This is a genomic window from Klebsiella sp. Shm-1, from assembly GCF_040804525.1.
In the GTDB taxonomy this organism is placed as follows: domain Bacteria; phylum Pseudomonadota; class Gammaproteobacteria; order Enterobacterales; family Enterobacteriaceae; genus Klebsiella; species Klebsiella pneumoniae.
The window spans coordinates 1,312,454-1,334,851 of record NZ_CP161823.1; the positions used below are offsets into that span (position 1 = coordinate 1,312,454).

21 protein-coding genes are annotated in these 22,398 nt (G+C 57.7%); 12 read left to right on the plus strand and 9 right to left on the minus strand.

What is annotated here, in order from left to right; genetic code table 11:
- Positions 1 to 4: 4 nt before the first annotated feature.
- The 4 genes from ppx to purM form a co-directional block, all read right to left on the minus strand.
- Positions 5 to 1,537: an exopolyphosphatase gene (gene ppx / locus AB1E37_RS06425; protein ID WP_004149289.1), complete on the minus strand. Its 1,533-nt coding sequence runs from the start codon at positions 1,535 to 1,537 to the stop codon at positions 5 to 7.
- Positions 1,538 to 1,540: 3 nt separating this feature from the next.
- Positions 1,541 to 3,601, minus strand: a complete 2,061-nt coding sequence (gene ppk1, locus AB1E37_RS06430) for a polyphosphate kinase 1 (protein WP_002913838.1) — start codon at positions 3,599 to 3,601, stop codon at positions 1,541 to 1,543.
- A gap of 180 nt (positions 3,602 to 3,781) precedes the next feature.
- Positions 3,782 to 4,423 (minus strand): phosphoribosylglycinamide formyltransferase, encoded by a 642-nt coding sequence (purN, locus tag AB1E37_RS06435; RefSeq protein ID WP_004145656.1) that lies wholly within the window; start codon positions 4,421 to 4,423, stop codon positions 3,782 to 3,784.
- Positions 4,420 to 5,457, minus strand: coding sequence for a phosphoribosylformylglycinamidine cyclo-ligase (gene purM, locus AB1E37_RS06440; protein WP_002913836.1), 1,038 nt, complete (start codon positions 5,455 to 5,457; stop codon positions 4,420 to 4,422). The genes purN and purM overlap by 4 nt, the downstream gene beginning before the upstream one ends.
- Before the next feature lie 263 nt (positions 5,458 to 5,720).
- Here purM and bglK point away from each other — a divergent pair, with 263 nt between their 5' ends.
- The 5 genes from bglK to AB1E37_RS06465 all read left to right on the plus strand — a co-directional run bounded on the left by bglK (position 5,721) and on the right by AB1E37_RS06465 (position 11,083).
- A complete protein-coding gene (bglK, locus tag AB1E37_RS06445; protein ID WP_004213188.1) occupies positions 5,721 to 6,614 on the plus strand; it encodes a beta-glucoside kinase BglK in 894 nt (297 codons plus the stop codon).
- A 9-nt stretch (positions 6,615 to 6,623) separates the two neighbouring features.
- Positions 6,624 to 8,057: a 6-phospho-beta-glucosidase gene (locus AB1E37_RS06450; protein WP_004174870.1), complete on the plus strand. Its 1,434-nt coding sequence runs from the start codon at positions 6,624 to 6,626 to the stop codon at positions 8,055 to 8,057.
- Between the two features lie 217 nt (positions 8,058 to 8,274).
- Entirely contained in the window at positions 8,275 to 8,901 is a 627-nt protein-coding gene (gene upp, locus AB1E37_RS06455) for a uracil phosphoribosyltransferase (RefSeq protein ID WP_002913827.1), read from the plus strand.
- A 95-nt stretch (positions 8,902 to 8,996) separates the two neighbouring features.
- Complete coding sequence (uraA, locus tag AB1E37_RS06460; protein ID WP_002913824.1) at positions 8,997 to 10,283, plus strand: uracil permease; 1,287 nt, start codon at positions 8,997 to 8,999, stop codon at positions 10,281 to 10,283.
- Positions 10,284 to 10,381: 98 nt separating this feature from the next.
- The gene (locus AB1E37_RS06465; RefSeq protein WP_020947395.1) at positions 10,382 to 11,083 is read left to right on the plus strand and encodes a DnaA inactivator Hda; all 702 of its coding nucleotides are present in this window, start codon (positions 10,382 to 10,384) and stop codon (positions 11,081 to 11,083) included.
- Here AB1E37_RS06465 and AB1E37_RS06470 read toward each other — a convergent pair.
- The 3 genes from AB1E37_RS06470 to bepA form a co-directional block, all read right to left on the minus strand.
- A complete protein-coding gene (locus AB1E37_RS06470; RefSeq protein ID WP_004899797.1) occupies positions 11,080 to 11,991 on the minus strand; it encodes an Rpn family recombination-promoting nuclease/putative transposase in 912 nt (303 codons plus the stop codon). The genes AB1E37_RS06465 and AB1E37_RS06470 overlap by 4 nt on opposite strands.
- Before the next feature lie 127 nt (positions 11,992 to 12,118).
- Complete coding sequence (gene arsC, locus AB1E37_RS06475; RefSeq protein WP_002913810.1) at positions 12,119 to 12,478, minus strand: arsenate reductase (glutaredoxin); 360 nt, start codon at positions 12,476 to 12,478, stop codon at positions 12,119 to 12,121.
- 9 nt (positions 12,479 to 12,487) lie between these two features.
- Positions 12,488 to 13,951, minus strand: a complete 1,464-nt coding sequence (gene bepA / locus AB1E37_RS06480; protein WP_002913807.1) for a beta-barrel assembly-enhancing protease — start codon at positions 13,949 to 13,951, stop codon at positions 12,488 to 12,490.
- 51 nt (positions 13,952 to 14,002) lie between these two features.
- Here bepA and AB1E37_RS06485 point away from each other — a divergent pair, with 51 nt between their 5' ends.
- Positions 14,003 to 14,119, plus strand: a complete 117-nt coding sequence (locus AB1E37_RS06485) for a hypothetical protein (protein WP_004221267.1) — start codon at positions 14,003 to 14,005, stop codon at positions 14,117 to 14,119.
- 54 nt (positions 14,120 to 14,173) lie between these two features.
- Positions 14,174 to 15,235 (plus strand): AI-2E family transporter, encoded by a 1,062-nt coding sequence (locus AB1E37_RS06490; RefSeq protein WP_032447847.1) that lies wholly within the window; start codon positions 14,174 to 14,176, stop codon positions 15,233 to 15,235.
- Positions 15,236 to 15,296: 61 nt separating this feature from the next.
- Here the strand turns inward: AB1E37_RS06490 and bcp are convergent, their stop codons facing one another.
- Positions 15,297 to 15,767, minus strand: coding sequence for a thioredoxin-dependent thiol peroxidase (gene bcp, locus AB1E37_RS06495; RefSeq protein ID WP_002913805.1), 471 nt, complete (start codon positions 15,765 to 15,767; stop codon positions 15,297 to 15,299).
- A gap of 3 nt (positions 15,768 to 15,770) precedes the next feature.
- Positions 15,771 to 16,337 carry a glycine cleavage system transcriptional repressor gene (locus AB1E37_RS06500; protein ID WP_002913804.1) on the minus strand — a complete coding sequence of 189 codons (567 nt, stop codon included), beginning with the start codon at positions 16,335 to 16,337 and terminating at the stop codon, positions 15,771 to 15,773.
- Between the two features lie 153 nt (positions 16,338 to 16,490).
- Between AB1E37_RS06500 and dapA the strand changes: the two genes are divergently transcribed.
- The 5 genes from dapA (at position 16,491) to AB1E37_RS06525 (ending at position 22,370) form a co-directional block, all read left to right on the plus strand.
- Positions 16,491 to 17,369 carry a 4-hydroxy-tetrahydrodipicolinate synthase gene (dapA, locus tag AB1E37_RS06505; RefSeq protein ID WP_002913803.1) on the plus strand — a complete coding sequence of 293 codons (879 nt, stop codon included), beginning with the start codon at positions 16,491 to 16,493 and terminating at the stop codon, positions 17,367 to 17,369.
- Between the two features lie 16 nt (positions 17,370 to 17,385).
- Positions 17,386 to 18,420: an outer membrane protein assembly factor BamC gene (bamC, locus tag AB1E37_RS06510; RefSeq protein ID WP_002913802.1), complete on the plus strand. Its 1,035-nt coding sequence runs from the start codon at positions 17,386 to 17,388 to the stop codon at positions 18,418 to 18,420.
- A gap of 228 nt (positions 18,421 to 18,648) precedes the next feature.
- Entirely contained in the window at positions 18,649 to 19,362 is a 714-nt protein-coding gene (purC, locus tag AB1E37_RS06515; RefSeq protein ID WP_002913801.1) for a phosphoribosylaminoimidazolesuccinocarboxamide synthase, read from the plus strand.
- 119 nt (positions 19,363 to 19,481) lie between these two features.
- Entirely contained in the window at positions 19,482 to 20,357 is an 876-nt protein-coding gene (locus AB1E37_RS06520; RefSeq protein ID WP_002913800.1) for a neutral zinc metallopeptidase, read from the plus strand.
- Positions 20,358 to 20,366: 9 nt separating this feature from the next.
- On the plus strand, positions 20,367 to 22,370 hold the full coding sequence (locus AB1E37_RS06525) for a tRNA(Met) cytidine acetyltransferase TmcA (RefSeq protein WP_032447846.1): 2,004 nt from the start codon (positions 20,367 to 20,369) through the stop codon (positions 22,368 to 22,370).
- Positions 22,371 to 22,398: the final 28 nt, after the last annotated feature.

Below are 22,398 nucleotides of genomic sequence, written 5' to 3' on the forward strand. Positions count from 1 at the left end.
ACGATCAGGCGTCTGGCTCTTCTTCAGCAATCTTCAGCATCCATTCCGGCACGCCTTCCCAGTACTGTTGCTCTTTTTCCAGATCCAGCAGCACCAGCGCATTCTGGCTAAACCAGTTGTGCGGAAACGTCAGCGTCCAGTGGTGAGCTTCCGTCTGCAGGCGCAGCGTCGGCGGCGTAGTGGTAGCCTGACGCTGATTATTCAGCAGTACGCCCAGGCGCAGTAGCTGAATTAGCGGCAGAAACTGCTTTTTCCTGAATAGCGTAAAGCGCGGCAGATCGTCGAGCTTGATCGCTTTGCGATGATAGCGTACGAGGGTGGCCATCAGCATCTGCTGCTCCTGGTTGAAGCCCGGCAGGTCGCTATTTTGGAGAATGTAGGCCGAGTGACGATGCATGCCGCTGTGGTTGATATTCAGCCCTACCTCATGGAGCATCACCGCCCATTTCAACAGCGCCGCGAGGTGCGGATTGGCCAGCTTGGGATTCTGCTCCTGCCACTGCTCCAGCATCTGGGTGGTAGTTTCCAGTACCCGGCGCGCCTGTTCGCGATCGATGTTGTACTGATTTGCCAGACTCTGTGCCGTGCGGCTACGAATATCCTGGTGGCGGAAGCGGCCTTCCATTTCGTACAGCACGCCTTCACGCAGGGCGCCATCGGACAGACGAAGTTCTTTAATGGCTAGCGCGTCAAACACGCCGCACAGAATCGCCAGCCCCGGGGCAAAGACCGCTTTACGATCTTCAGAAAGACCAGGCAGACTGAGCGCGTCGAAGTTTTTATGCTTCAGCAGCTCACTGACCAGCATTTCGAGGCGTTCCGGCGTAATAAATCCGTCCTTCTCGCCCATCGCCACCAGCACTTCCTGGGCGGCTTTAATGGTGCCGGAGGCGCCCAGCGCCACGGTCCATCCCTGAATACGGAACTGCCAGGCCAGCGTCTCCAGCTTCTGCACCGCCGCCAGGCGCGCGCGCTGGAAGTTTTCTTTATTGATAACGCCGCCAGGGAAATAGGCCTGCGAGAAGCTCACGCAGCCCATGCGGCGGCTTTCCACCAGGCGGGGCTCAAAATCTTCGCCAATGACCAGCTCGGTTGAACCGCCGCCGATATCAATCACCAGCTTGCGGCCGCGCTCCGGCTGCGTGTGCTCAACGCCCATAAAAATCAGGCGCGCTTCTTCATTACCGGAGATGATCTCGATCGGGTAGGGGATCACTTTTTCCGCGCGTTTAAGAAACTCCGCCGCGTTGGTCGCCTGACGCAGCGTATGCGTCCCGACGATACAGACGCTGGAGGGGGAGAACCCCTGCAGGCGTTCGGCAAACAGCGACAGGCAGTTCAGCCCACGGGTCATGGCTTCTTCGCTCAACACCGAGTTTTCATCGAGGCCATCGGCCAGATGTACGCGCTGTTTCAGGCGTCCGATGATCTGCATGGCGCCGTCGACGACACGGGCGATCACCATATGAAAACTGTTCGAACCAAGGTCAACCGCAGCGAACTCCTGCGGCCGAGGGGTGTTATCGTTTATTGGCATAGGTTAGTCGGGTTGTTCGAGTGATTTGAGATAATCGTAAATCGCCATTTGCGCGCGCACTTTACGGCGATTGCCGCGCGGCACATAGCGGTTACTCAGTTCTTTATCAAGATAGCGCGCTTTTACCGTATCGTTGAACAGGATATCAAAAATATCCAGCACCCGCTGCTTCAGACGCGGATCGAGCAGCGGAGCGGCAACTTCGATGCGATAATCGATGTTACGCGTCATCCAGTCGGCAGAGGAGAGCCAGACCTGTTTATCGCCACCGTTTTCAAAACAGTAGACCCGGTCGTGCTCGAGGAAACGGTCCACAATACTGATGACGCGGATATTTTCGCTGATACCTTCCAGACCCGGGATCAGCGAGCACATGCCGCGGATCAGCAGATTAACCGGCACGCCGGAGCTGGAGGCGGCATACAGTCGGTCCACCAGACCTTTATCCACCAGGTTGTTCAGCTTCAGCGTAATCCCGGACGGTTGCCCGTTTTGCGCATTGGCGATCTCGCGATCGATCATCTCATACAGCAGACGACGCGAGTTCTGCGGCGACACCAACAGGTAGTCGAAGCTAACCGGACGATAGGGGTTCTCGATAAAGTTAAACACCCGGCGGACTTCATTGGTAATGCGCGCATCGGCGGTTAACAGCGAATAGTCGGTGTAGATCCGCGCCGTCTTCTCGTTAAAGTTACCGGTGCCGATGTGGGCGTAGCGCACCACCTCATCGCCTTCTTTACGCGAGATAAGGAACAGCTTGGCGTGGATCTTCAGACCTGGCGCAGAGAAGATAACGTGGACTCCCGCTTCCGTCAGGCGTTTCGCCCAGTGAATGTTAGCCTCTTCATCGAAGCGCGCCTGCAGCTCCACCACTACGGTGACTTTCTTACCGTTGTGGGCGGCGTGGATCATCGCGTCAATAATGCGCGAATCCTTGGCCACGCGGTAAATGTTGATTTTGATCGCCAATACGCTGGGGTCGAAGGAGGCCTGACGCAGCAGCTCCAGCACGTGCTCAAAGGTGTGATAGGGATAGTAGAGCAGCACGTCGCGTTCGCGAATGGCGTCGAAGCCGTTGCGGAATTTATCAAACCACAGATGACGCAGGCGCGGCATGGGTTTATTGACCAGATTGGCCTTACCGACGTTCGGGAAGCCGATAAAGTCTTTAAAGTTGTGATAGCGGCCGCCCGGCAGCATTGAGTCGTAGTTGGAAATGGAGAGCTTATCGCGCAGCATTTCGACCATCGCATCCGGCATATCGCGCTGGTAGACGAAGCGAACCGGCTCGGCGGTCAGGCGCTGCTTGAGGCTGGAGGACATCAGCTCCATCAGGCTCGACTCCATCTCATGCACCAGATCGTACTCGGCGTCACGGGTCATCTTCATCGAGTAGGCGTTCAGCGCATCGTAATCGAAGAAGCCTTTAAAAATATCGTCCAGGCAATAGCGCAGGATGTTATCCAGGAGGATCATTGGCTTGCGGCGACGCGGCGCTTCCGGCGGCAGGTTCACGAAGCGCGGCACTTTATCCGACGGTATTTCCAGCAGAGCATAGTTGATGTTTTCCCCGCGGATAATCTCCACCGCCAGATAGGTGTAATCATCTTTCAGGAACTGCACGAGGTCCGTTTCGCGGTTGATCAGGATCGGCGAGATATGCTGGCGTAAATACTGCTTGAAGTAGTTGCGCAGCCAGGCCTGCTGATTGACGGACAGCTGGCGCTCGTTGATCAGGAAGATCTGGTTACGCGCCATCTCCAGCAACAGTTCATTATACAGACTATCGAATTCCTGATCGGCCTTCAGAACGCGGGCCTGAATTTTGCCTAACAGGTGGCGAGAATGGGCGGTACTGCCTTGTTCTTCACTGATAATAATCCGGCGCTTCAGCTCAGCGAAGCGCACTTTGTAAAACTCATCCAGGTTGTTGGAGTAAATCCCTAAGAAGCGCATGCGCTCAATCAGCGGGTTACTCTTGTCCGCCGCTTCCTGCAGCACGCGTTCGTTAAAAGACAACCAGCTGAGTTCTTTTTCGATGTATAGCTTTTCCTGGCCCATTACCGCTCACACTCCGTTTTACTCACAGGACGTAGACTATTATGACGAATTTTTCTGCGTAGCGATTTACTGTGTCACAACAATATGACAGTAAGAAGAATTATTTCTGTGAGATGTTTGATTAGTAAACACTTTTAATTAAAAAAAAGCCCCGCGATGTGCTCATGCGGGGCTGGTTGTTCATTCGTCGGCGGCATAGCCCTGCGGGGGAAGCTGTCGCTCATCCAGCCAGGCGTGGTTGCCTGCCATGCGCAGACGTCCATCGACGAACCAGCTGATGACCAGCGGATAAATGGCATGTTCCTGGGCCTGAACCCGCGCCGTGATTTCCTCCTCGCTGTCGCCAGCGAAGACCGGCACCTTGGCCTGCAGGATAACCGGCCCACCGTCCAGCTCATCGGTGACGAAGTGCACCGAGGTGCCGTGCTCCTCGTCACCGTTCTCCAGCACCTGACGATGAGTATGCAGGCCAGGATACTTCGGCAGTAGCGAGGGATGGATGTTCAGCAGACGTCCCTGATAGTGGCTGACGAACGCCGGGCTAAGGATACGCATATAGCCTGCCAGCACCACCAGATCCGGGGCGTAGGCGTCGATTTCATGCATCAGCTGACGATCGAACGCTTCCCGGTCGGCAAACTGACTTTGCGCCAGCGCATGGGCCGGGATGCCGGCCAGGCGCGCGCGCTCAAGGCCGAACGCATCAGCCTTGTTACTGAATACCGCACGCAGGGTGCCGTTTATCTGTTTCCGGCCGCAGGCGTCGATGATCGCCTGCAAATTGCTGCCGCTACCGGAAATCAGCACCACGATGTTTTTCATGCAATGACCACACGCTGTTCGGAATCGGAGGCTTTGATATACCCGATTTTCCACGCGTTTTCACCTTTGTCATTCAGCAGGGCAATCGCTTTGTCCGCTTCCGCTGCCGGCAGGGCGATAATCATCCCTACGCCGCAGTTAAAGGTACGGTACATTTCATGCTGGCTGACGTTACCGGCGGTTTGCAGCCAGTTGAAGACGGATGGCCACTGCCAGGAGGACTCATCGATGATCGCCTGGGTGTTATCCGGCAGTACGCGCGGAATGTTTTCCCAGAAGCCGCCGCCGGTCAGGTGGGCAATAGCGTGGACGTCAACGCTGGCGATCAGATCAAGCACCGATTTCACATAGATGCGGGTTGGCGCCAGCAGATGGTCGGCCAGCGGTTTACCGTCAAGGTCGGTAGTTTGTGGGTCAACGCCGCTAACCTCAATGATCTTACGCACCAGCGAATAGCCGTTAGAGTGCGGGCCGCTGGACGCCAGCGCCACCAGCACGTCGCCATCGGTCACTTTGCTGCCGTCGATGATTTCTGATTTTTCCACTACCCCGACGCAGAAACCCGCCACGTCGTAATCTTCGCCGTGGTACATCCCGGGCATCTCTGCGGTTTCACCACCGACCAGCGCGCAACCGGACTGCAGGCAGCCTTCGGCGATGCCGTTGATGACGCTGGCTGCGGTATCGACGTCCAGTTTACCGGTGGCGTAATAATCCAGGAAAAACAGCGGCTCAGCGCCCTGAACCACCAGGTCGTTCACGCACATGGCGACCAGGTCGATACCGATGGTGTCGTGACGCTTCAGATCCATTGCCAGACGCAGCTTGGTACCGACGCCGTCGGTGCCGGAGACCAGTACCGGCTCGCGGTATTTCTGCGGCAGTGCGCACAGCGCGCCGAATCCGCCCAGTCCCCCCATCACTTCCGGGCGACGGGTTTTCTTCACCACGCCCTTAATACGGTCGACGAGAGCGTTGCCTGCATCAATATCCACGCCGGCATCTTTATAGCTGAGAGAGGTTTTATCGGTCACTGCGAAGTCTCCACGCGTTTGCGGTAAGCAAGAAAAATCGGCGCAATTCTAACAGGGAAAGCAAACGTTTGCGAGCCTGCTTTACAGTTGGCGTAAAACCGCTGATGAATGGTTAAATTTGATACTGCTCACGAAAATGAAACCGGGTACAGTCTGGTGCTTGCCTCTACGTAAAGGAATCCTCATTATACGACTGAAACCGGTTTCCGTGTTGGTTTGCCACGCATTTTGTCGGTGATTGACGCGGGTCAGGAGAGGGATGAATGAAGATTGCGGCATTTGATATCGGTGGCACCGCGTTAAAGATGGGCGTGATGGCCCGCGACGGCAGGCTGCTGGAAACCGCCAGGCAGTCAATCAATGACAGCGATGGCGATCGGATCTTACAGGCAATGCTGTCGTGGCTGGCGGCCCATCCGTCGTGTGAAGGAATAGCCATCAGCGCGCCGGGCTATATCGATCCGCACAGCGGTTTTATCACCATGGGCGGCGCTATCCGTCGATTTGATAACTTCGCCATGAAATCGTGGCTCGAGACGCGAACCGGGCTGCCGGTCTCGGTGGAAAACGACGCCAACTGTGTGCTGCTGGCCGAGCGCTGGCAGGGCAAAGCGGCGGAGATGGCCAATTTTCTGGTGCTCACTATCGGTACTGGCATCGGTGGGGCGATTTTCTGCCAACACCAGCTGATCAACGGGGCGCGTTTTCGTGCCGGCGAATTCGGCTACATGCTTACCGACCGTCCCGGCGGACGCGATCCTCGTCGCTATTCAATGAATGAGAACTGCACTCTGCGGGTGCTGCGCCATCGCTATGCGCAACATATTGGCGCGCCGCTGGATAGCGTGACAGGCGAACTGATTTTCGACCGCTATGACGCCGGCGACCCGGTTTGTCAGCGTCTGGTCGCCGAGTTCTTCAATGGCCTGGGCCATGGCCTTTATAACCTCGTCCATATCTTCGATCCGCAGACCATTTTTATCGGTGGCGGCGTTGTGGAACGCCCAGGATTTCTGACGCTACTGCGCCAGCATCTGGCCTGGTTCGGCATTGCCGACTATCTCGATACCGTCAGTCACGGTAACGATGCCGGCCTGATTGGCGCGGTTTACCATTTTAATCAGCTGTATCGTTCGCCAGACGACGATCGACATTAGGGAGAGACTATGTCCGGATTTAAAGCAGGTTTTCTGTGGGGCGGCGCGGTCGCAGCGCATCAGTTAGAGGGCGGCTGGCAGGAGGGCGGCAAGGGGATCAGCGTGGCGGATGTGATGACCGCCGGCGCCCACGGCGTGCCGCGGGAAATTACCGACGGCGTGGTGGCCGGGAAAAACTACCCGAACCATGAGGCGATCGATTTTTATCATCGTTATCCACAAGACCTGGCGCTGTTTGCCGAGATGGGCTTCAAATGTTTTCGCACCTCGATTGCCTGGACGCGTATTTTCCCGCAGGGCGATGAGCTGGAGCCCAACGAGGCTGGCCTGCAGTTTTATGATGATCTGTTCGACGAATGCCTGAAACACGGCATTGAGCCAGTCATTACGCTGTCGCATTTTGAAATGCCTTATCACCTGGTCACCGAGTACGGCGGCTGGCGCAACCGCAAGCTAATCGACTTTTTCGTGCGCTTTGCCAGGGTCGTCTTCACCCGCTATCAACATAAAGTGAAGTACTGGATGACCTTTAACGAGATCAACAACCAGGCCAACTTCCATGAGGACTTTGCTCCCTTCACCAACTCCGGTTTGAAATATTTGCCGGATGAAGACCGGGAACCGGTGATGTACCAGGCCGCGCACTATGAGCTGGTGGCCAGCGCCCTGGCGGTGAAAGCGGCGCGCGAGATCAACCCGGCGCTGCAGATTGGCTGCATGATCGCTATGTGCCCCATCTATCCGCTGACCTGCGCCCCGGACGATATGATGATGGCGATGAACGCCATGCACCGCCGTTACTGGTTTACCGACGTCCACGTGCGCGGTCGCTATCCGCAGCATCTGCTCAACTATTTTGCCCGCCGCGGCTTTACTCTGGATATCACCGAAGCCGATCGTCAGGCGTTAACCGAGGGCTGTGTCGACTACATTGGCTTTAGCTACTATATGTCGTTCGCTACCAAAGCCACCGAAGACAACCCCTTGCTTGATTATGATGAAACCACCAGCCTGGTCTCCAACCCGTACGTCAAAAAGTCGGACTGGGGCTGGCAGATTGACCCGGTCGGCCTGCGCTATTCGCTGAACTGGTTCTGGGATCACTACCAGCTGCCGCTGTTTATTGTCGAAAACGGCTTTGGCGCGATTGATGTCCGCGAAGCGGACGGCAGCGTCAATGACCAGTATCGTATCGATTATCTCTCCGCTCATATCGCGGAGATGAAAAAGGCGGTGGTCGAGGATGGCGTCGATCTGATGGGCTACACCCCCTGGGGCTGTATCGATCTGGTTTCCGCCGGCACGGGGGAAATGAAAAAACGCTACGGCTTTATTTATGTCGATAAAGATAATGAAGGCAATGGCACGTTGGCACGCAGCCGGAAAAAGTCGTTTGCCTGGTATCAGCAGGTAATTGCCAGCAACGGGGAGAACCTGTCGTAGCCGGGTGGCGCTAACGCTTAACCGACCTACAATACACGTAGGCCCGCGTAAGCGTATGGACTGCACCCCGCACCCAAGCCGGAGCCTCGCCTCCGGTTTTTTTGTCTCTAAATCACTTTGCTTGATATACGTCAAGCAAGATGGGTATGGCACAATCCGCAAAAAGCGGTATAATCCCGCGATTTTTTTTGTGGCTGCCCCTCAGAGGAGAAAGAGAATGAAGATTGTGGAAGTCAAACACCCACTCGTCAAACACAAGCTGGGCCTGATGCGCGAGCACGACATCAGCACCAAACGCTTCCGTGAACTCGCCTCAGAAGTGGGCAGCTTACTGACTTATGAAGCCACCGCCGATCTGGAGACTGAGAAAGTCACTATTGAAGGCTGGAACGGTCCGGTGGAAGTCGAGCAGATCAAGGGCAAGAAAATTACCGTTGTGCCTATCCTGCGCGCTGGCCTCGGCATGATGGAAGGGGTGCTGGAGCACGTGCCAAGCGCGCGTATCAGCGTGGTCGGTATCTATCGCAATGAAGAAACCCTCGAGCCGGTGCCTTACTTCCAGAAACTGGTGTCTAACATCGATGAACGTATGGCGCTGGTCGTTGACCCGATGCTGGCCACCGGTGGGTCGATGATCGCCACTATCGATCTGCTGAAAAACGCCGGCTGCACCAGCATCAAGGTGCTGGTGCTGGTGGCGGCGCCGGAAGGGATTGCCGCGCTGGAGAAAGCCCACCCGGACGTTGAGCTGTACACCGCCTCTGTCGATAAGGGACTGAACGAGCACGGGTATATCATTCCCGGTCTCGGCGATGCCGGCGACAAGATTTTTGGAACGAAATAAAATATACCGCGAAAAAAGCCGACTTTGAGAGTCGGCTTTTTTTTGAATAAAAGTAATCCACAGCAAATAACAGACGACTCTCAGAGGAATACACTATGACGCGCCGTGCCATCGGGGTGAGTGAAAGACCGCCGCTTTTACAGACAATCCCGCTTAGTTTGCAACATCTGTTCGCCATGTTTGGCGCAACGGTACTGGTGCCTATTCTGTTCCACATTAACCCGGCCACCGTCCTGCTGTTCAACGGCATCGGTACGCTGTTGTACCTCTTTATCTGTAAAGGCAAAATTCCCGCTTATCTGGGATCAAGCTTCGCTTTTATCTCCCCGGTGCTGCTGCTGTTGCCGCTGGGCTACGAAGTGGCGCTGGGCGGCTTTATTATGTGCGGCGTGCTGTTCTGCCTCGTCTCCTTTATTGTCAAAAAAGCCGGTACCGGCTGGCTGGATGTGATGTTCCCGCCGGCGGCGATGGGCGCCATCGTGGCGGTTATCGGCCTCGAACTGGCGGGCGTGGCGGCTAATATGGCCGGGCTGCTGCCGGCCGACGGCCAGTCACCGGACAGTAAAACCATTATTATCTCGATGGTGACCCTGGCGGTGACGGTGTTCGGATCCGTGCTGTTCCGCGGCTTCCTGGCGATTATCCCGATCCTGATCGGCGTGCTGGTGGGCTATGCGCTGTCGTTTGTGATGGGCGTGGTCGATACCACCCCGATTGCCGAGGCGCATTGGTTCGCGCTGCCGACTTTCTACACTCCGCGCTTTGAGTGGTTTGCTATCTTCACCATACTGCCCGCCGCGCTGGTGGTGATTGCCGAGCACGTGGGGCATCTGGTGGTGACCGCCAATATCGTTAAGCGCGATCTGATCCGCGACCCGGGCCTGCATCGTTCGATGTTTGCCAACGGCCTGTCGACGATCGTTTCCGGCTTCTTCGGTTCGACGCCCAACACTACCTACGGTGAAAATATCGGCGTGATGGCGATTACCCGGGTCTACAGCACCTGGGTAATCGGCGGCGCGGCGATCATTGCGATTCTGCTCTCCTGCGTCGGCAAACTGGCGGCGGCTATCCAGATCATCCCGGTGCCGGTGATGGGCGGCGTTTCCCTGCTGCTGTACGGGGTGATCGGCGCCTCGGGGATCCGCGTACTGATTGAATCGAAGGTGGATTACAGTAAAGCGCAGAATCTGATCCTCACCTCCGTGATCCTGATCATCGGCGTTAGCGGCGCTAAAGTGCACATTGGCGCCGCCGAGCTGAAAGGGATGGCGCTGGCGACTATCGTGGGCATCGCCCTCAGCCTGATTTTCAAGCTTATTAGCGTCCTGCGTCCGGAAGAGGTGGTCCTCGACGCGGCGGATAGCGAAGAGTTTAAATAACGATCGCCTGACCGGGCGGCGATCCCGCCCGGTTCTCTCCTGACCTAAATCTGTGGTAAACTCTTCGCGTTTTTCTGTAAGCCTATGTTGAGGTCCATCTGAACGCACCGGCACAGCTCTCTTTGCCACTGTATCTTCCTGACGACGAAACCTTCGCGAGTTTCTGGCCGGGTGATAATCCTTCCCTACTTGCCGCCCTCCAGAACGTACTGCGCCAGGAACACAGCGGGTACATTTATATCTGGTCACGTGAAGGGGCAGGTCGTAGCCACCTGTTACACGCCGCCTGCGCGGAGCTTTCCCAGCGCGGGGATGCGGTAGGCTACGTGCCGCTGGATAAACGGACGTGGTTTGTGCCCGAGGTGCTGGAGGGGATGGAACAGCTGGCGCTGGTGTGCATCGATAACATCGAGTGCGTCGCCGGCGATGAGCCCTGGGAGATGGCCATCTTTAATCTCTATAACCGGATCCTGGAATCAGGCAAAACCCGGCTGCTGATCACCGGCGATCGGCCGCCGCGGCAGCTGAATCTTGGCCTGCCGGATCTGGCCTCAAGGCTGGACTGGGGGCAGATCTATAAGCTGCAGCCGCTGTCGGATGAAGACAAACTGCAGGCGCTGCAGCTGCGCGCCAGACTGCGCGGCTTCGAGATGCCGGAAGATGTGTGCCGCTTCCTGCTGAAGCGGCTGGATCGCGAGATGCGTTCGCTGTTTATGACCCTCGATCAGCTGGATCATGCCTCGATTACCGCTCAGCGCAAGCTGACGATCCCCTTCGTGAAAGAGATCCTTAAGCTTTAGTCCGCCAGGGGAGTCAGCTCCTGCTCCGTCAGCCCGGTCAACCGGGCGACCAGGTCGCGCGGAAGGCCGCTGTGCAGCATAGCGACAGCGATGCGCTGCGCCTCTTCTTTCCGTCCTTCCTGACGGCCTTGCGCCAGGCCCCGCTCCAGCCCCTGTTGTTCCAGATATTCCGCAATCGTCATCAACGTCTCCTTATGCTGCGGCGTACGTAACGCCAGCTCGCGAATGAATTTAATCGGCTCGCGCGTGTTGCCTGCCTGTACCAGATAGTGCATCAGGGCTTGTACCTGCGATTCCGTCGCCAGTCCAGTCAATAATAATTCGCTCAGCTTGTCGAGGAACTGCGCCAGATCGCGTTGTCGAATATGTTTTTGCAGTAACTCCAGCGTTGCCATGCGCTGGTGGGTGGCAATCTCGTCATCCGGAATGACGGTTATGTCCGCCAGCGGAAACGCCCCGTGATAAAGGTGGCCGGCCAGCTCCGGAGCGACGAATTCATCGAGCCAGCGCAGAGAGAACGGATAGGGGCTCACCAGACCGTGGTAGAAGAGAACAGGGATCACCAGCGGCAGGCGATCGTGGCCGGCATCGAGATGGCGCTGCATGGCGGCGATGGCGTAGCGCATCAGACGAAAGGCCATATGCCGGTCGGGCGTGCTCTGGTGTTCGATAAGCGCATAAATATAACCGTCGCCCGCCGTGGTTTTCAGGGAATACAAAATGTCGGCGTAAAAGGGACGCAGATCGTCTTCGACAAAATGCCCGGACTCGAGATGCAGCGTACGCAGATCGCACACTTTAAGCAGCGTCTCGGGCAGATACAGTTGCAGGAAATCACGGGCGGTATCGGGATGGGAGAGGTAGGTCTTAAACACGGCGTCATGGGGCGTGGAGGTCGGCTTTTTCATGTTCATCCGTCCAGTGGATTGAGCGATGGATGAACAGTAGCACCGTCCGGCGGGCGGGAGATATTGGCGTGAAAGATCTGGAATCTCCTACGTAAAAAAAGCGCCGCGCAAGCGCGGCGCGGGTGAGTTAGCTTACGATCTCAAGAACCTGTTCCGGCGGGCGGCCAATACGCGCCTGGCCGCGGCTGACGACGATAGGGCGCTCGATGAGTTTCGGATTGTCGACCATCGCCTGTATCAGCGCCGCGTTGCTGAGAGCCGGGTCGGCCAGATTGAGCGATTTATACAGATCCTCTTTCTGGCGCATGAGCTCGCGGGGGCTCTCCATACCCAGCAGCTGCAGCAGCTGGCGCAGCGTCCCGGCATCCGGTGGCGTCTCAAGATAAAGCACCACCTCAGGATCGATGCCGCGGCTCTGCAGCAGGCTCAGCGTTTCGCGGCTCTTGGAGCAGCGTGGGTTATGGTAAATTTTTACCGCGTCGGTCATGGGGTCTCCTTACATTTTTTGATAGGGACGGAAGCGAGCCTGCAGATCGCGTAGCTGATCGATACGGGCATCGTAACGTGCCTGCTGCAGGCTACCCAGTTTCACCTGCGAGCTGGCGCTGCTGAGCAGGGAAATCGCCTGCTCCAGCTGGCCGACCAGCGCCATGCTTTCAGCCCGCGCCGCCAGCTCCTGATCGCGATTGCCCAGCGCGCCTTCCGCCTGGGCCAGCAGGTCCCAGCCGTTGCCATCCTCTTTATAGGTAAAGGTATACCGGTTCAGAATGGTCGCCGCTTCCCCGGGCTGCCCGCCCTGCAGCAGGGCGTTGGCCAGGTTCAGCTGCAGCACCGGATTAGTACGCAGCTCGCGGGCGTTTTTAAGGCGATTGATGGCGTCGCTGGTTTTCTTCTGTCCGAGGTCGATATCGGTGGCCAGATCGAGATACCAGGCATTTTGCGGGTCGGCGTTGAGCAGCGGCTGCAGCGTTTTGCGTGCCTGGTCAAAGTTGTTGCTTTCCATCGCCAGCAGAGCGCGACCATACTGGGCGGCATGCTGTTGGCGGATATTGCCTTTATCCCAGGCGTTCAGCAGATCGGTGCCCAGCTTGTTGTCGCCGTTGGTGTACATCCCGAGGGTACGCGCCTTCGCCAGATAGAAGTCCGCCGAGGACTGTACCACCACCGGGCGCATCTGGTTGGCGCGGTTACGGGCATCGGCCAGTCGGCTTTCCGGCAGGGGGTGGGTGAGCAACATTTCCGGTGGTCGCGTCGAGTAGCGCGACTCGTCAAGCAGTTTACCCATAAACATCGGCATGGCCTGTGGGTCGAAACCCGAGCGCTGCAGAACCTGAATGCCAATCCGGTCGGCCTCTTCTTCGTTCTGGCGGGTGAAGCTGATCATACCCTGCTGAGTACCGGCCAGCGTCCCGGTCAGGGCCGCCATTCCGGCCTGCGGGCTGGCCATCGCCAGCAGAATCGAACCTAGGGCACCGACCCAGGTCAGCGGCGCATTGCGCTTCTGATCTTCCATCGCGCGGGCGAGATGCCGCTGCGTCACGTGGGAGATTTCGTGCGCCATGACAGAGGCCAGTTCGCTCTCGTTATCAGAGTAGCGGAACAGGGCGGAGTGGAGGACCACATTGCCGCCGAAGAAGGCGAAGGCGTTGATCTGGTCGTTATTAATCAAATAGAAGTGGAACGGGGTACGCACCGAGTTGGCGTGAGCCACCAGACGCATACCCAGCCCGTTGATATATTGCACCAGCAGAGGGTCGTTGATCAGCGGCGCGCTACCGCGCAGTTGGCGGACGTAGTAATCCCCCATCTGCATTTCCTGACCGATTGACAGCGTGCTTCCTGCGGAGGTTCCCATGTCCGGCAGGGTATCTGCGGAGTCAGCAAAAGCAGGACCTATCGAACCCAGCGTCAGCGACGCGATCGCGGTCGCCACCAGCGTTTTCTTCAACTGCCTGAACATAACCTCTGTCCTGTAATGTGGGTGTGCCAGTTTGACCGATTGTGCGGCGTAATGTTCCCTGGCCGCATCCCAGCGAGTTTAGCTGGCGTTGGCCGCCTTGAAAATATGTTCTTCATGGCGGAGAACGGTTTGACTGCGGCGCATCAAAAAGCGAAGTCTTTTTTGTGACATTTCGATACAATTCCCCGGATTGTCGCCGCTTGGCCCTTCAGGGAAGGTTTTATGCTTGAGATGTTAATGCAGTGGTACCGCCGTCGATTCAGCGACCCTGAGGCGATAGCGCTGCTGGTTATTTTGCTTGCCGGTTTCGGCATTATGTTCTTTTTCAGCGGCCTGCTGGCCCCGTTGCTGGTGGCTATCGTGCTGGCGTATCTGCTGGAGTGGCCGACCGTTCGTCTGGAGCGCATCGGTCTGTCGCGCACCTGGGCCACCTCGCTGGTGCTGATCCTCTTTGTGGGCATCCTGCTGTTGCTGGCCTTTGTGGTGCTGCCGGTAGCCTGGCAGCAGGGGATCTACCTCATCCGCGATATGCCGGGCATGCTAAATAAGCTCTCTGATTTCGCCGCCACGCTACCGCGGCGCTATCCGGCGTTAATGGATGCCGGCATTATCGATGCGATGGCGGAAAATATGCGCACCCGGATGCTGACGGTGGGCGACTCGGTGGTTAAGTACTCTCTGGCCTCGCTGGTGGGGTTACTCACCCTGGCGGTCTATCTGGTGCTGGTGCCGCTGATGGTCTTCTTCCTGCTGAAGGATAAAGAGCAGATGCTCAACGCGGTGCGCCGCGTTCTGCCGCGCAATCGCGGGCTTGCCGGGCAGGTGTGGAAAGAGATGAACCAGCAGATCACCAACTACATTCGCGGCAAGGTGCTGGAGATGATTGTCGTCAGCGTCGCCACCTGGATAGGCTTTATTCTCTTTGGCCTCAACTACTCGCTGCTGCTGGCGGTGCTGGTGGGCTTCTCGGTGCTGATCCCCTATATCGGCGCGTTTGTGGTGACCATTCCGGTGGTGGGGGTGGCGCTGTTTCAGTTTGGCGCTGGCACCGAGTTCTGGAGCCTGTTTGCGGTCTATCTGATTATTCAGGGGCTGGACGGTAACCTGCTGGTTCCGGTGCTGTTCTCGGAAGCGGTCAATTTACACCCGCTGGTGATTATCCTGTCGGTGGTGATCTTTGGCGGACTGTGGGGATTCTGGGGCGTCTTCTTCGCCATTCCTCTGGCCACGCTGATTAAAGCAGTGGTGCATGCCTGGCCGGATGGTTTGGCAGTCGAGGACTAAGGCAATGAGAATAAAAAAAGACGCCGGGCGAGGGCTTCCTCTCCCGGCGTCTTGCTTTGCATCAGGCGTTTTCTTTCAGCCAGTTCAGCACCACGTCGTGGTGATTGCTGGTTTTGAAATCATCAAAGACGTGTTCGATTTTGCCATCGGCATCGATGAGGAAACTAATCCGGTGGATCCCGTCGTAGGTTTTCCCCATAAAGGATTTTTCGCCCCAGACGCCAAACTGCTCGCAAACCTGATGGTTTTCATCAGACAGCAGCGTAAAGTTCAGCAGCTCTTTTTCGGCGAAACGGGAGAGTTTTTCCGGTTTATCGGTGCTGATGCCCAGCACTTCAACGCCGGCTTTTTTCAGGTCGTCCATATTATCGCGCAAGCCGCACGCCTGTACGGTGCAGCCCGGGGTCATGGCTTTCGGGTAAAAATAAACCAGGACACGTTGTCCCTGGAAGTCGGTTAAATTTACTTCCTCGCCATCCTGGTCCGGTAAGCTAAATTTCGGTGCGATATCACCGGCTTTCAGTGGGGTCATGGGTTAAACTCCATCCTGTTCATCATGCTGTGAATAATTAACGATGTTAATACTGCCTTGTGCGTTCAGTTCTGTACATAGGGCTTTGAACGCTTGTTCGATATTTGCTGCATTTTGCGTCGCAGGACTGTGGGCAGTTATCTGGATAAAAAGCTGCGCGGAATCGCCGTCTCCCGGCTGCGTGCGGGACACCAGCTCCGCAATATTCATATTCCATGTATCGCACAGGGCAGTAAAGCGCTCGATGATATGCGGTGAGTCCGGCACCTCAACCTGGACCCAAACGGTGTTTGGCATGGCCTGCGGCGGGCGCGCAGTGGTGCGTTTCATCACGATCAACAGCTCCAGCTCCGCGCCTTTCAGCGGCAGAGTTGATTCGATCAGGTTAATCGCATTCCACGACCCGGAAAGCAGCATGATAAACGTAAACTCATCACCGAGCATGGCCAGCCGGCTGTCTTCGATATTACAACCGCAGCTGCTGACGTGGCGAGTGATCGTATTCACGATGCCGGGACGGTCAGCCCCCAGGGCGGTAATAACCAGATAGTGTTGTAATGAGGCTGTCAAACCTGTTCTTCCTTTAAAAAGGTGAGGTAACATTAGGAAAGCATAAAAAAAACCGCCATACAACATCCCTGATGGCGTCGGGTCTCTTGCTTTTATTACAGCTCCAAACGTAACATTGAGAATCTTGTCGCACTTCTGCTCTGAGGATGGCCCATGTTCACGGGAAGTATTGTAGCGCTTGTCACGCCGATGGATGAAAACGGTAATGTCTGCCGGACAAGCCTGAAAAAACTGATTGATTACCATGTCGCCAACGGAACCTCGGCGATCGTTTCGGTAGGGACTACCGGTGAATCCGCAACGCTGAGCCATGAAGAGCATGGCGACGTGGTGATGATGACGCTGGAGCTGGCCGACGGGCGTATTCCGGTTATCGCTGGAACGGGAGCCAATGCAACCGCAGAGGCGATTAGCCTGACCAAACGTTTTAACGATAGCGGTGTTGTTGGCTGCCTGACGGTCACTCCTTATTATAACCGTCCGACCCAGGAAGGCCTGTTCCAGCACTTTAAAGCTATCGCCGAACATACTGACCTGCCGCAAATTCTGTATAATGTGCCGTCCCGTACCGGTTGCGATATGCTGCCGGAAACCGTTGGCCGTCTGGCGGAAATTAAAAATATTGTCGGTATTAAGGAAGCAACAGGGAACTTAAGTCGCGTTCACCAGATCAAAGAGCTGGTTTCAGACGACTTTATTCTGCTGAGCGGTGACGATGCGACCGGTATGGACTTCATGCAGCTCGGCGGCGTAGGCGTGATTTCTGTCACGGCCAACGTGGCGGCGCGCGAAATGGCCGACATGTGCCGTCTGGCGCTGGCGGGTCAATTTGCCGAAGCTCGTGCGATTAACCAGCGTCTGATGCCACTGCATACAAAATTATTTGTCGAACCCAATCCTATCCCGGTGAAATGGGGATGCAAGGCGTTGGGTCTTGTGGCGACCGATACGCTGCGCTTGCCGATGACGCCTATCACCGATCATGGTCGTGAAGCCGTCACTGCCGCGCTGAAGCATGCCGGTTTGCTGTAAAGTTTAGGGAGATTTGATGGCTTACTCAGTACAGAAGTCGCGCCTGGCGAAGGTTGCGGGTGTTTCGCTGGTTCTACTCCTCGCGGCCTGTAGTTCTGACTCGCGCTATAAGCGTCAGGTGAGCGGTGATGAGGCCTATTTACAGGCATCACCGTTGAGCGAACTTCACGCGCCGGCGGGGATGATCCTGCCGATTCAGGTGGGTGATTACAATATTCCGGTGGCTAACAGCACCGGCGCGGTCGGTAAAGCGCTGGACATTCGTCCGCCGGCGCAGCCGCTGGCGCTGGTGAGCGGTGCGCGGACCCAGTTTAACGGCGATACCGCGACGCTGATGGTCGAGAACGGCCGCAGCGGTTCGCTGTGGGCACAGGTCACCAGTATTCTTCAGTCGAAGAACTACGTTATCGCCAAGCGCGATGATGCGAGCCAGACGCTGAACACCGACTGGGTTGAGTGGAACCGTCTTGATGAAGATCAGCAGTATCGCGGTCGTTATCAAATCTCCGTCAAACCGCAGGGTTATCAGCAAGCGGTGGTCGTTAAGCTGGTGAATCTGGAGCAGGCGGGTAAACCGGTTGCCGATCCGGCATCTCTGCAGCGCTACAGCACCGCTATGCTGAACGTCATTTCGGAAGGCCTTGACATGAATGCCACCAGCGCCCAGAACGCCGCCCAGCGCAGCGCGGGGGCCACCTTCGACGTGCAGAGCGCCGCCGACGATACCGGCCTGCCGATGCTCGTTGTTCGCGCGCCGTTTAACCTGGTGTGGCAGCGTCTGCCGGGCGCCCTCGAGAAAGTGGGGATGAAAGTGACCGACAGCACGCGCTCTCAGGGCAGCATGGCGCTGACCTATAAGCCGCTGTCTGACAGCAGCTGGCAGGAACTGGGCGCACGTGACCCGCAGCTGGTCTCCGGCGACTACAAACTGCAGGTCGGCGACCTCGATAACCGCAGTAGCCTGCAGTTTATCGACCCGAAAGGCCACACCCTGACGCAGTCGCAAAATGACGCCCTGGTAGCCGTATTCCAGGCCGCATTTAACAAGTAATCAAAAGGGCTGGAGCAATCCGGCCCTTTTAATATATAGTGACGCAAACGTGTGCGTATACACATCATCCTTCAAATTGCCTCTTTGTTGGCCGCCTTCGTTCACCCCAGTCACTTACTTTTGTAAGCTCCTGGGGATTCGCTCAGTTGCCGCCTCGATGCACTTTGAATGATTTTGTGTATAGGTGGAAACGTATTTTTAGGCTCAATATCACTGGAGTAGTGAAAGATGAAAAAGCAAGCTGAGTTGTATCGTGGTAAGGCGAAGACAGTATACAGCACCGATAATCCGGACCTGCTGGTACTGGAATTCCGTAACGATACGTCAGCAGGTGATGGCGCGCGCATCGAGCAGTTCGATCGTAAAGGCATGGTGAACAACAAATTCAACCATTTCATTATGAGTAAACTGGCAGAAGCGGGCATCCCTACCCAGATGGAAGCGCTGCTCTCCGATACCGAATGTCTGGTGAAAAAACTGGATATGGTGCCGGTAGAGTGCGTGGTGCGTAACCGTGCGGCAGGCTCGCTGGTAAAACGTTTAGGCATTGAAGAAGGTATCGAGCTGAATCCGCCGCTGTTCGACCTGTTCCTGAAAAACGATGCTATGCACGATCCGATGGTCAACGACTCCTACTGCGAAACCTTCGGCTGGGTGAGTAAAGAGAATCTGGCGCGGATGCGCGAGCTGACCTACAAAGCCAACGACGTGCTGAAAAAACTGTTCGATGACGCCGGTCTGATTCTGGTGGACTTTAAGCTGGAGTTTGGTCTGTTCAAAGGCGAAGTGGTGCTGGGCGACGAGTTTTCGCCGGACGGCAGCCGCCTGTGGGATAAAAACACCCTCGATAAAATGGACAAAGACCGCTTCCGCCAGAGCCTTGGCGGCCTGATCGAAGCCTACGAAGAAGTGGCTCACCGCCTGGGCGTTAAGCTCGACTAACCCGCCCGCCGCCAGAAGATGGCCTCATCTTCTGGCGTCTCTTGCTGTTTCCTGTGGTAATCCTGCGCTGAACCGCCTACGATCTCTGCTATTGATACATAACAGGGAATGAGGTGCTTATGCGCTGGCAAGGGCGTCGCGAAAGCGACAATGTTGAAGATCGACGTGGACAATCAGGCTCGCCGTTTGGCGGCGGCGGGGGCGGCGGCTTCCGTCTGCCGAGCGGGAAGGGCGGCATTGTACTGCTGATTATTGTGCTGGTGGCGGGCTACTACGGCGTGGATTTGACCGGCATGTTGACCGGCGAACCGATGCCGCAGCAGCAGACCTCCACGCAGCGCTCCATCAGTCCGAAAGACGATGAAGCGGCGAAGTTTACTTCCGTCATTCTGGCTACTACCGAAGATACCTGGGGGCCGATCTTTGAAAAGATGGGCCGCCAGTACCCGCAGCCAAAGCTGGTGCTCTATCGCGGCGCGACCCGTACCGGCTGCGGCACCGGTCAGTCGGTGATGGGCCCCTTCTATTGTCCTGCCGACAGTACGGTCTATATCGACCTGTCATTCTACGATGAGATGAAAAATAAACTGGGCGCCGACGGCGACTTTGCCCAGGGGTACGTCATTGCTCATGAAGTGGGTCATCACGTACAAAAACTGCTGGGCATTGAGCCGAAGGTCCGCCAGCAACAGCAGCATGCCACGCAGGCCGAAGCCAACCGCCTGTCGGTTAAGATGGAGCTGCAGGCAGACTGCTTCGCCGGCGTCTGGGGTCATAATATGCAGCAGCAGGATATTCTGGAAACTGGCGATCTGCAGGAGGCGCTGAACGCCGCCGAGGCCATCGGCGACGATCGTCTACAGCAGCAGAGCCAGGGACGCGTGGTGCCGGACAGTTTTACCCACGGCACCTCGAAACAGCGCTACACCTGGTTCAAACGCGGTTTCGATAGCGGCGATCCGGCGCAGTGCAATACCTTCGGCAGCGCGCTGTAATCGTCCCCCATGATGGACGCGCTGCTTAACCTCACCGCGCAAATGGCGCGGGAGGGGATCCGTCGCCTGCTGGTGCTCAGCGGCGATGAGAGCTGGACGCTGCAGCAGGCGCAGGCGCTACGGGAGAGGCTCGGCGGCGATGGCCTGTGGGTTGGCCCCGAGCCGGTTTCTGCGCCCTGCGTGGCGCCCTGCGCGCTGAAAACGCTGCTGGGGCGGGAAGTGATGCACGCCTTTTTCGATGCCCGGCGCGGGTTTGATGTGGCCGCCATGGCGGCCCTGAGCGGCACGCTGCGGGCGGGAAGCTGGCTGGTGCTGCTGACGCCCCCCTTCGCCGACTGGCCGACCCGGGCGGATGAGGACTCTCTGCGCTGGAGCGATACGCCTGACCCTATCGTTACCCCTAACTTTGTTCACCGCTGCTGTCGGCAGTTTATCGCCGATCCGGAGGTGTTGCTCTGGCGGCAGTCGGACCGGCCACGTTTCCCGCTGGCCGCCCCGCGTCCCGACTGGCATCCCGCCGATGGCCGCCCGCAGGCCGAGCAGGCGGCAATCCTTGAGCAACTGATACGCCTGCCGCCCGGTATCGCGGCGGTGACGGCGGAGCGTGGACGGGGGAAGTCCGCGCTGGCGGGCATGCTTCTGCGCCAGCTTGGGGGCGAGGCCATCGTCACCGCCCCAACGCGTAGCGCTGTCGTGGTGCTGGCCAGCTTTGCCGGGGAGACGTTGCGCTTTATGGCGCCCGATGCGCTGCTGGCGTCGAAAGAAAAGGCGGCGTGGCTGATAGTCGATGAGGCCGCGGCTATCCCGGCTCCGCTTCTCCGGCAGCTGGTGAGCCGTTTTCCCCGCACGCTACTCACCACGACGGTGCAAGGGTACGAGGGCACCGGTCGCGGATTCCTGCTGAAATTTTGCGCCAGTCTGCCCCATCTGCAATCGTTCACCCTGAGCGCCCCGATCCGCTGGGCGGCGGGCTGTCCGCTGGAGTCAGCCATCAGTCAGTTGCTTATCTTTAACGATGAGGCATTTCGCGACGCGCCGATGGGGGAGATAGCCCTGGAGGCGGTCAATCAGTCCTGCTGGCAAACGCAGCCAGCGCTACCGGAGGCGATGTACCAGCTATTGTCCGGGGCGCATTACCGAACTTCCCCGCTCGATCTGCGGCGCATGATGGATGCTCCGGGCCAGGCTTTCCGCTGCGCTCGCGCCGGCGGCGCGGTAGCGGGCGCCCTGTGGCTGGTGGCCGAGGGGGGACTTTCTCGCGAACTGAGCCGGGCGGTATGGGCGGGTTTTCGCCGGCCGCGCGGGAATCTGGTCGCCCAGTCGCTGGCGGCGCACGGCGGCAGTCCCCTGGCGGCGACGCTGCGCGGGCTGCGGGTCAGTCGGATCGCTGTCCATCCCACCCGCCAGCGGGAAGGCCTTGGGCGGAAGATGATCGCCGATATCGCCGCCGATGCCGCTGGCTATGACTATCTCTCCGTCAGCTTCGGCTATACCGCTGAGCTGTGGCGCTTCTGGCAACGCTGCGGGTTTACCCTCGTACGGCTGGGTACCCATCGCGAGGCCAGCAGCGGCTGCTATACGGCGATGGCCCTCTATCCGTTGACCGCGGCAGGGCGCCAGCTGGCGCAGCGGGAGGCGCAGCGGCTGCAGCGCGATGAATACTGGCTTCGCCCGTGGCGAGAGGAATCCGCGCCGCTGCCGGCCGTCGCAGACGCTATGCTTAGTGATGAGGACTGGCTGGAAGCGGCGAGCTTTGCCTTCGCCCACCGCCCGCTGGCCGCGGCGCTGGGCTGCCTCAACCGCCTACTGATGCAGGCCGACATGCCGTTGCCGGCCCTGCGGGGACGACTGCAGGGCAAAGAAGAGGCCGCACTCTGCGCCGTGCTGCAGCTGACGGGGCGAAAAGCCTTGCAGGCGAGATGGCGTCGGGAGGCCGCTGACGCCTTGCGCTCCCTTGATGCAGCGCGCGCTGAGGCGCTGCGTCAGCAGGTGGCGCATCTGCAATTTTTTTAACTAACTCATTCAGTTAAATGGCATGGTC

Bases quoted from the DNA above. Each gene is read 5' to 3' on its own strand.
- ppx (WP_004149289.1), bottom strand. From the start codon at position 1,537: ATGCCAATAAACGATAACACCCCTCGGCCGCAGGAGTTCGCTGCGGTT.
- ppk1 (WP_002913838.1), bottom strand. From the start codon at position 3,601: ATGGGCCAGGAAAAGCTATACATCGAAAAAGAACTCAGCTGGTTGTCT.
- purN (WP_004145656.1), bottom strand. From the start codon at position 4,423: ATGAAAAACATCGTGGTGCTGATTTCCGGTAGCGGCAGCAATTTGCAG.
- bglK (WP_004213188.1), top strand. From the start codon at position 5,721: ATGAAGATTGCGGCATTTGATATCGGTGGCACCGCGTTAAAGATGGGC.
- AB1E37_RS06450 (WP_004174870.1), top strand. From the start codon at position 6,624: ATGTCCGGATTTAAAGCAGGTTTTCTGTGGGGCGGCGCGGTCGCAGCG.
- upp (WP_002913827.1), top strand. From the start codon at position 8,275: ATGAAGATTGTGGAAGTCAAACACCCACTCGTCAAACACAAGCTGGGC.
- uraA (WP_002913824.1), top strand. From the start codon at position 8,997: ATGACGCGCCGTGCCATCGGGGTGAGTGAAAGACCGCCGCTTTTACAG.
- AB1E37_RS06470 (WP_004899797.1), bottom strand. From the start codon at position 11,991: ATGAAAAAGCCGACCTCCACGCCCCATGACGCCGTGTTTAAGACCTAC.
- arsC (WP_002913810.1), bottom strand. From the start codon at position 12,478: ATGACCGACGCGGTAAAAATTTACCATAACCCACGCTGCTCCAAGAGC.
- bepA (WP_002913807.1), bottom strand. From the start codon at position 13,951: ATGTTCAGGCAGTTGAAGAAAACGCTGGTGGCGACCGCGATCGCGTCG.
- AB1E37_RS06485 (WP_004221267.1), top strand. From the start codon at position 14,003: ATGTTCCCTGGCCGCATCCCAGCGAGTTTAGCTGGCGTTGGCCGCCTT.
- AB1E37_RS06490 (WP_032447847.1), top strand. From the start codon at position 14,174: ATGCTTGAGATGTTAATGCAGTGGTACCGCCGTCGATTCAGCGACCCT.
- bcp (WP_002913805.1), bottom strand. From the start codon at position 15,767: ATGACCCCACTGAAAGCCGGTGATATCGCACCGAAATTTAGCTTACCG.
- dapA (WP_002913803.1), top strand. From the start codon at position 16,491: ATGTTCACGGGAAGTATTGTAGCGCTTGTCACGCCGATGGATGAAAAC.
- bamC (WP_002913802.1), top strand. From the start codon at position 17,386: ATGGCTTACTCAGTACAGAAGTCGCGCCTGGCGAAGGTTGCGGGTGTT.
- purC (WP_002913801.1), top strand. From the start codon at position 18,649: ATGAAAAAGCAAGCTGAGTTGTATCGTGGTAAGGCGAAGACAGTATAC.
- AB1E37_RS06520 (WP_002913800.1), top strand. From the start codon at position 19,482: ATGCGCTGGCAAGGGCGTCGCGAAAGCGACAATGTTGAAGATCGACGT.
- AB1E37_RS06525 (WP_032447846.1), top strand. From the start codon at position 20,367: ATGATGGACGCGCTGCTTAACCTCACCGCGCAAATGGCGCGGGAGGGG.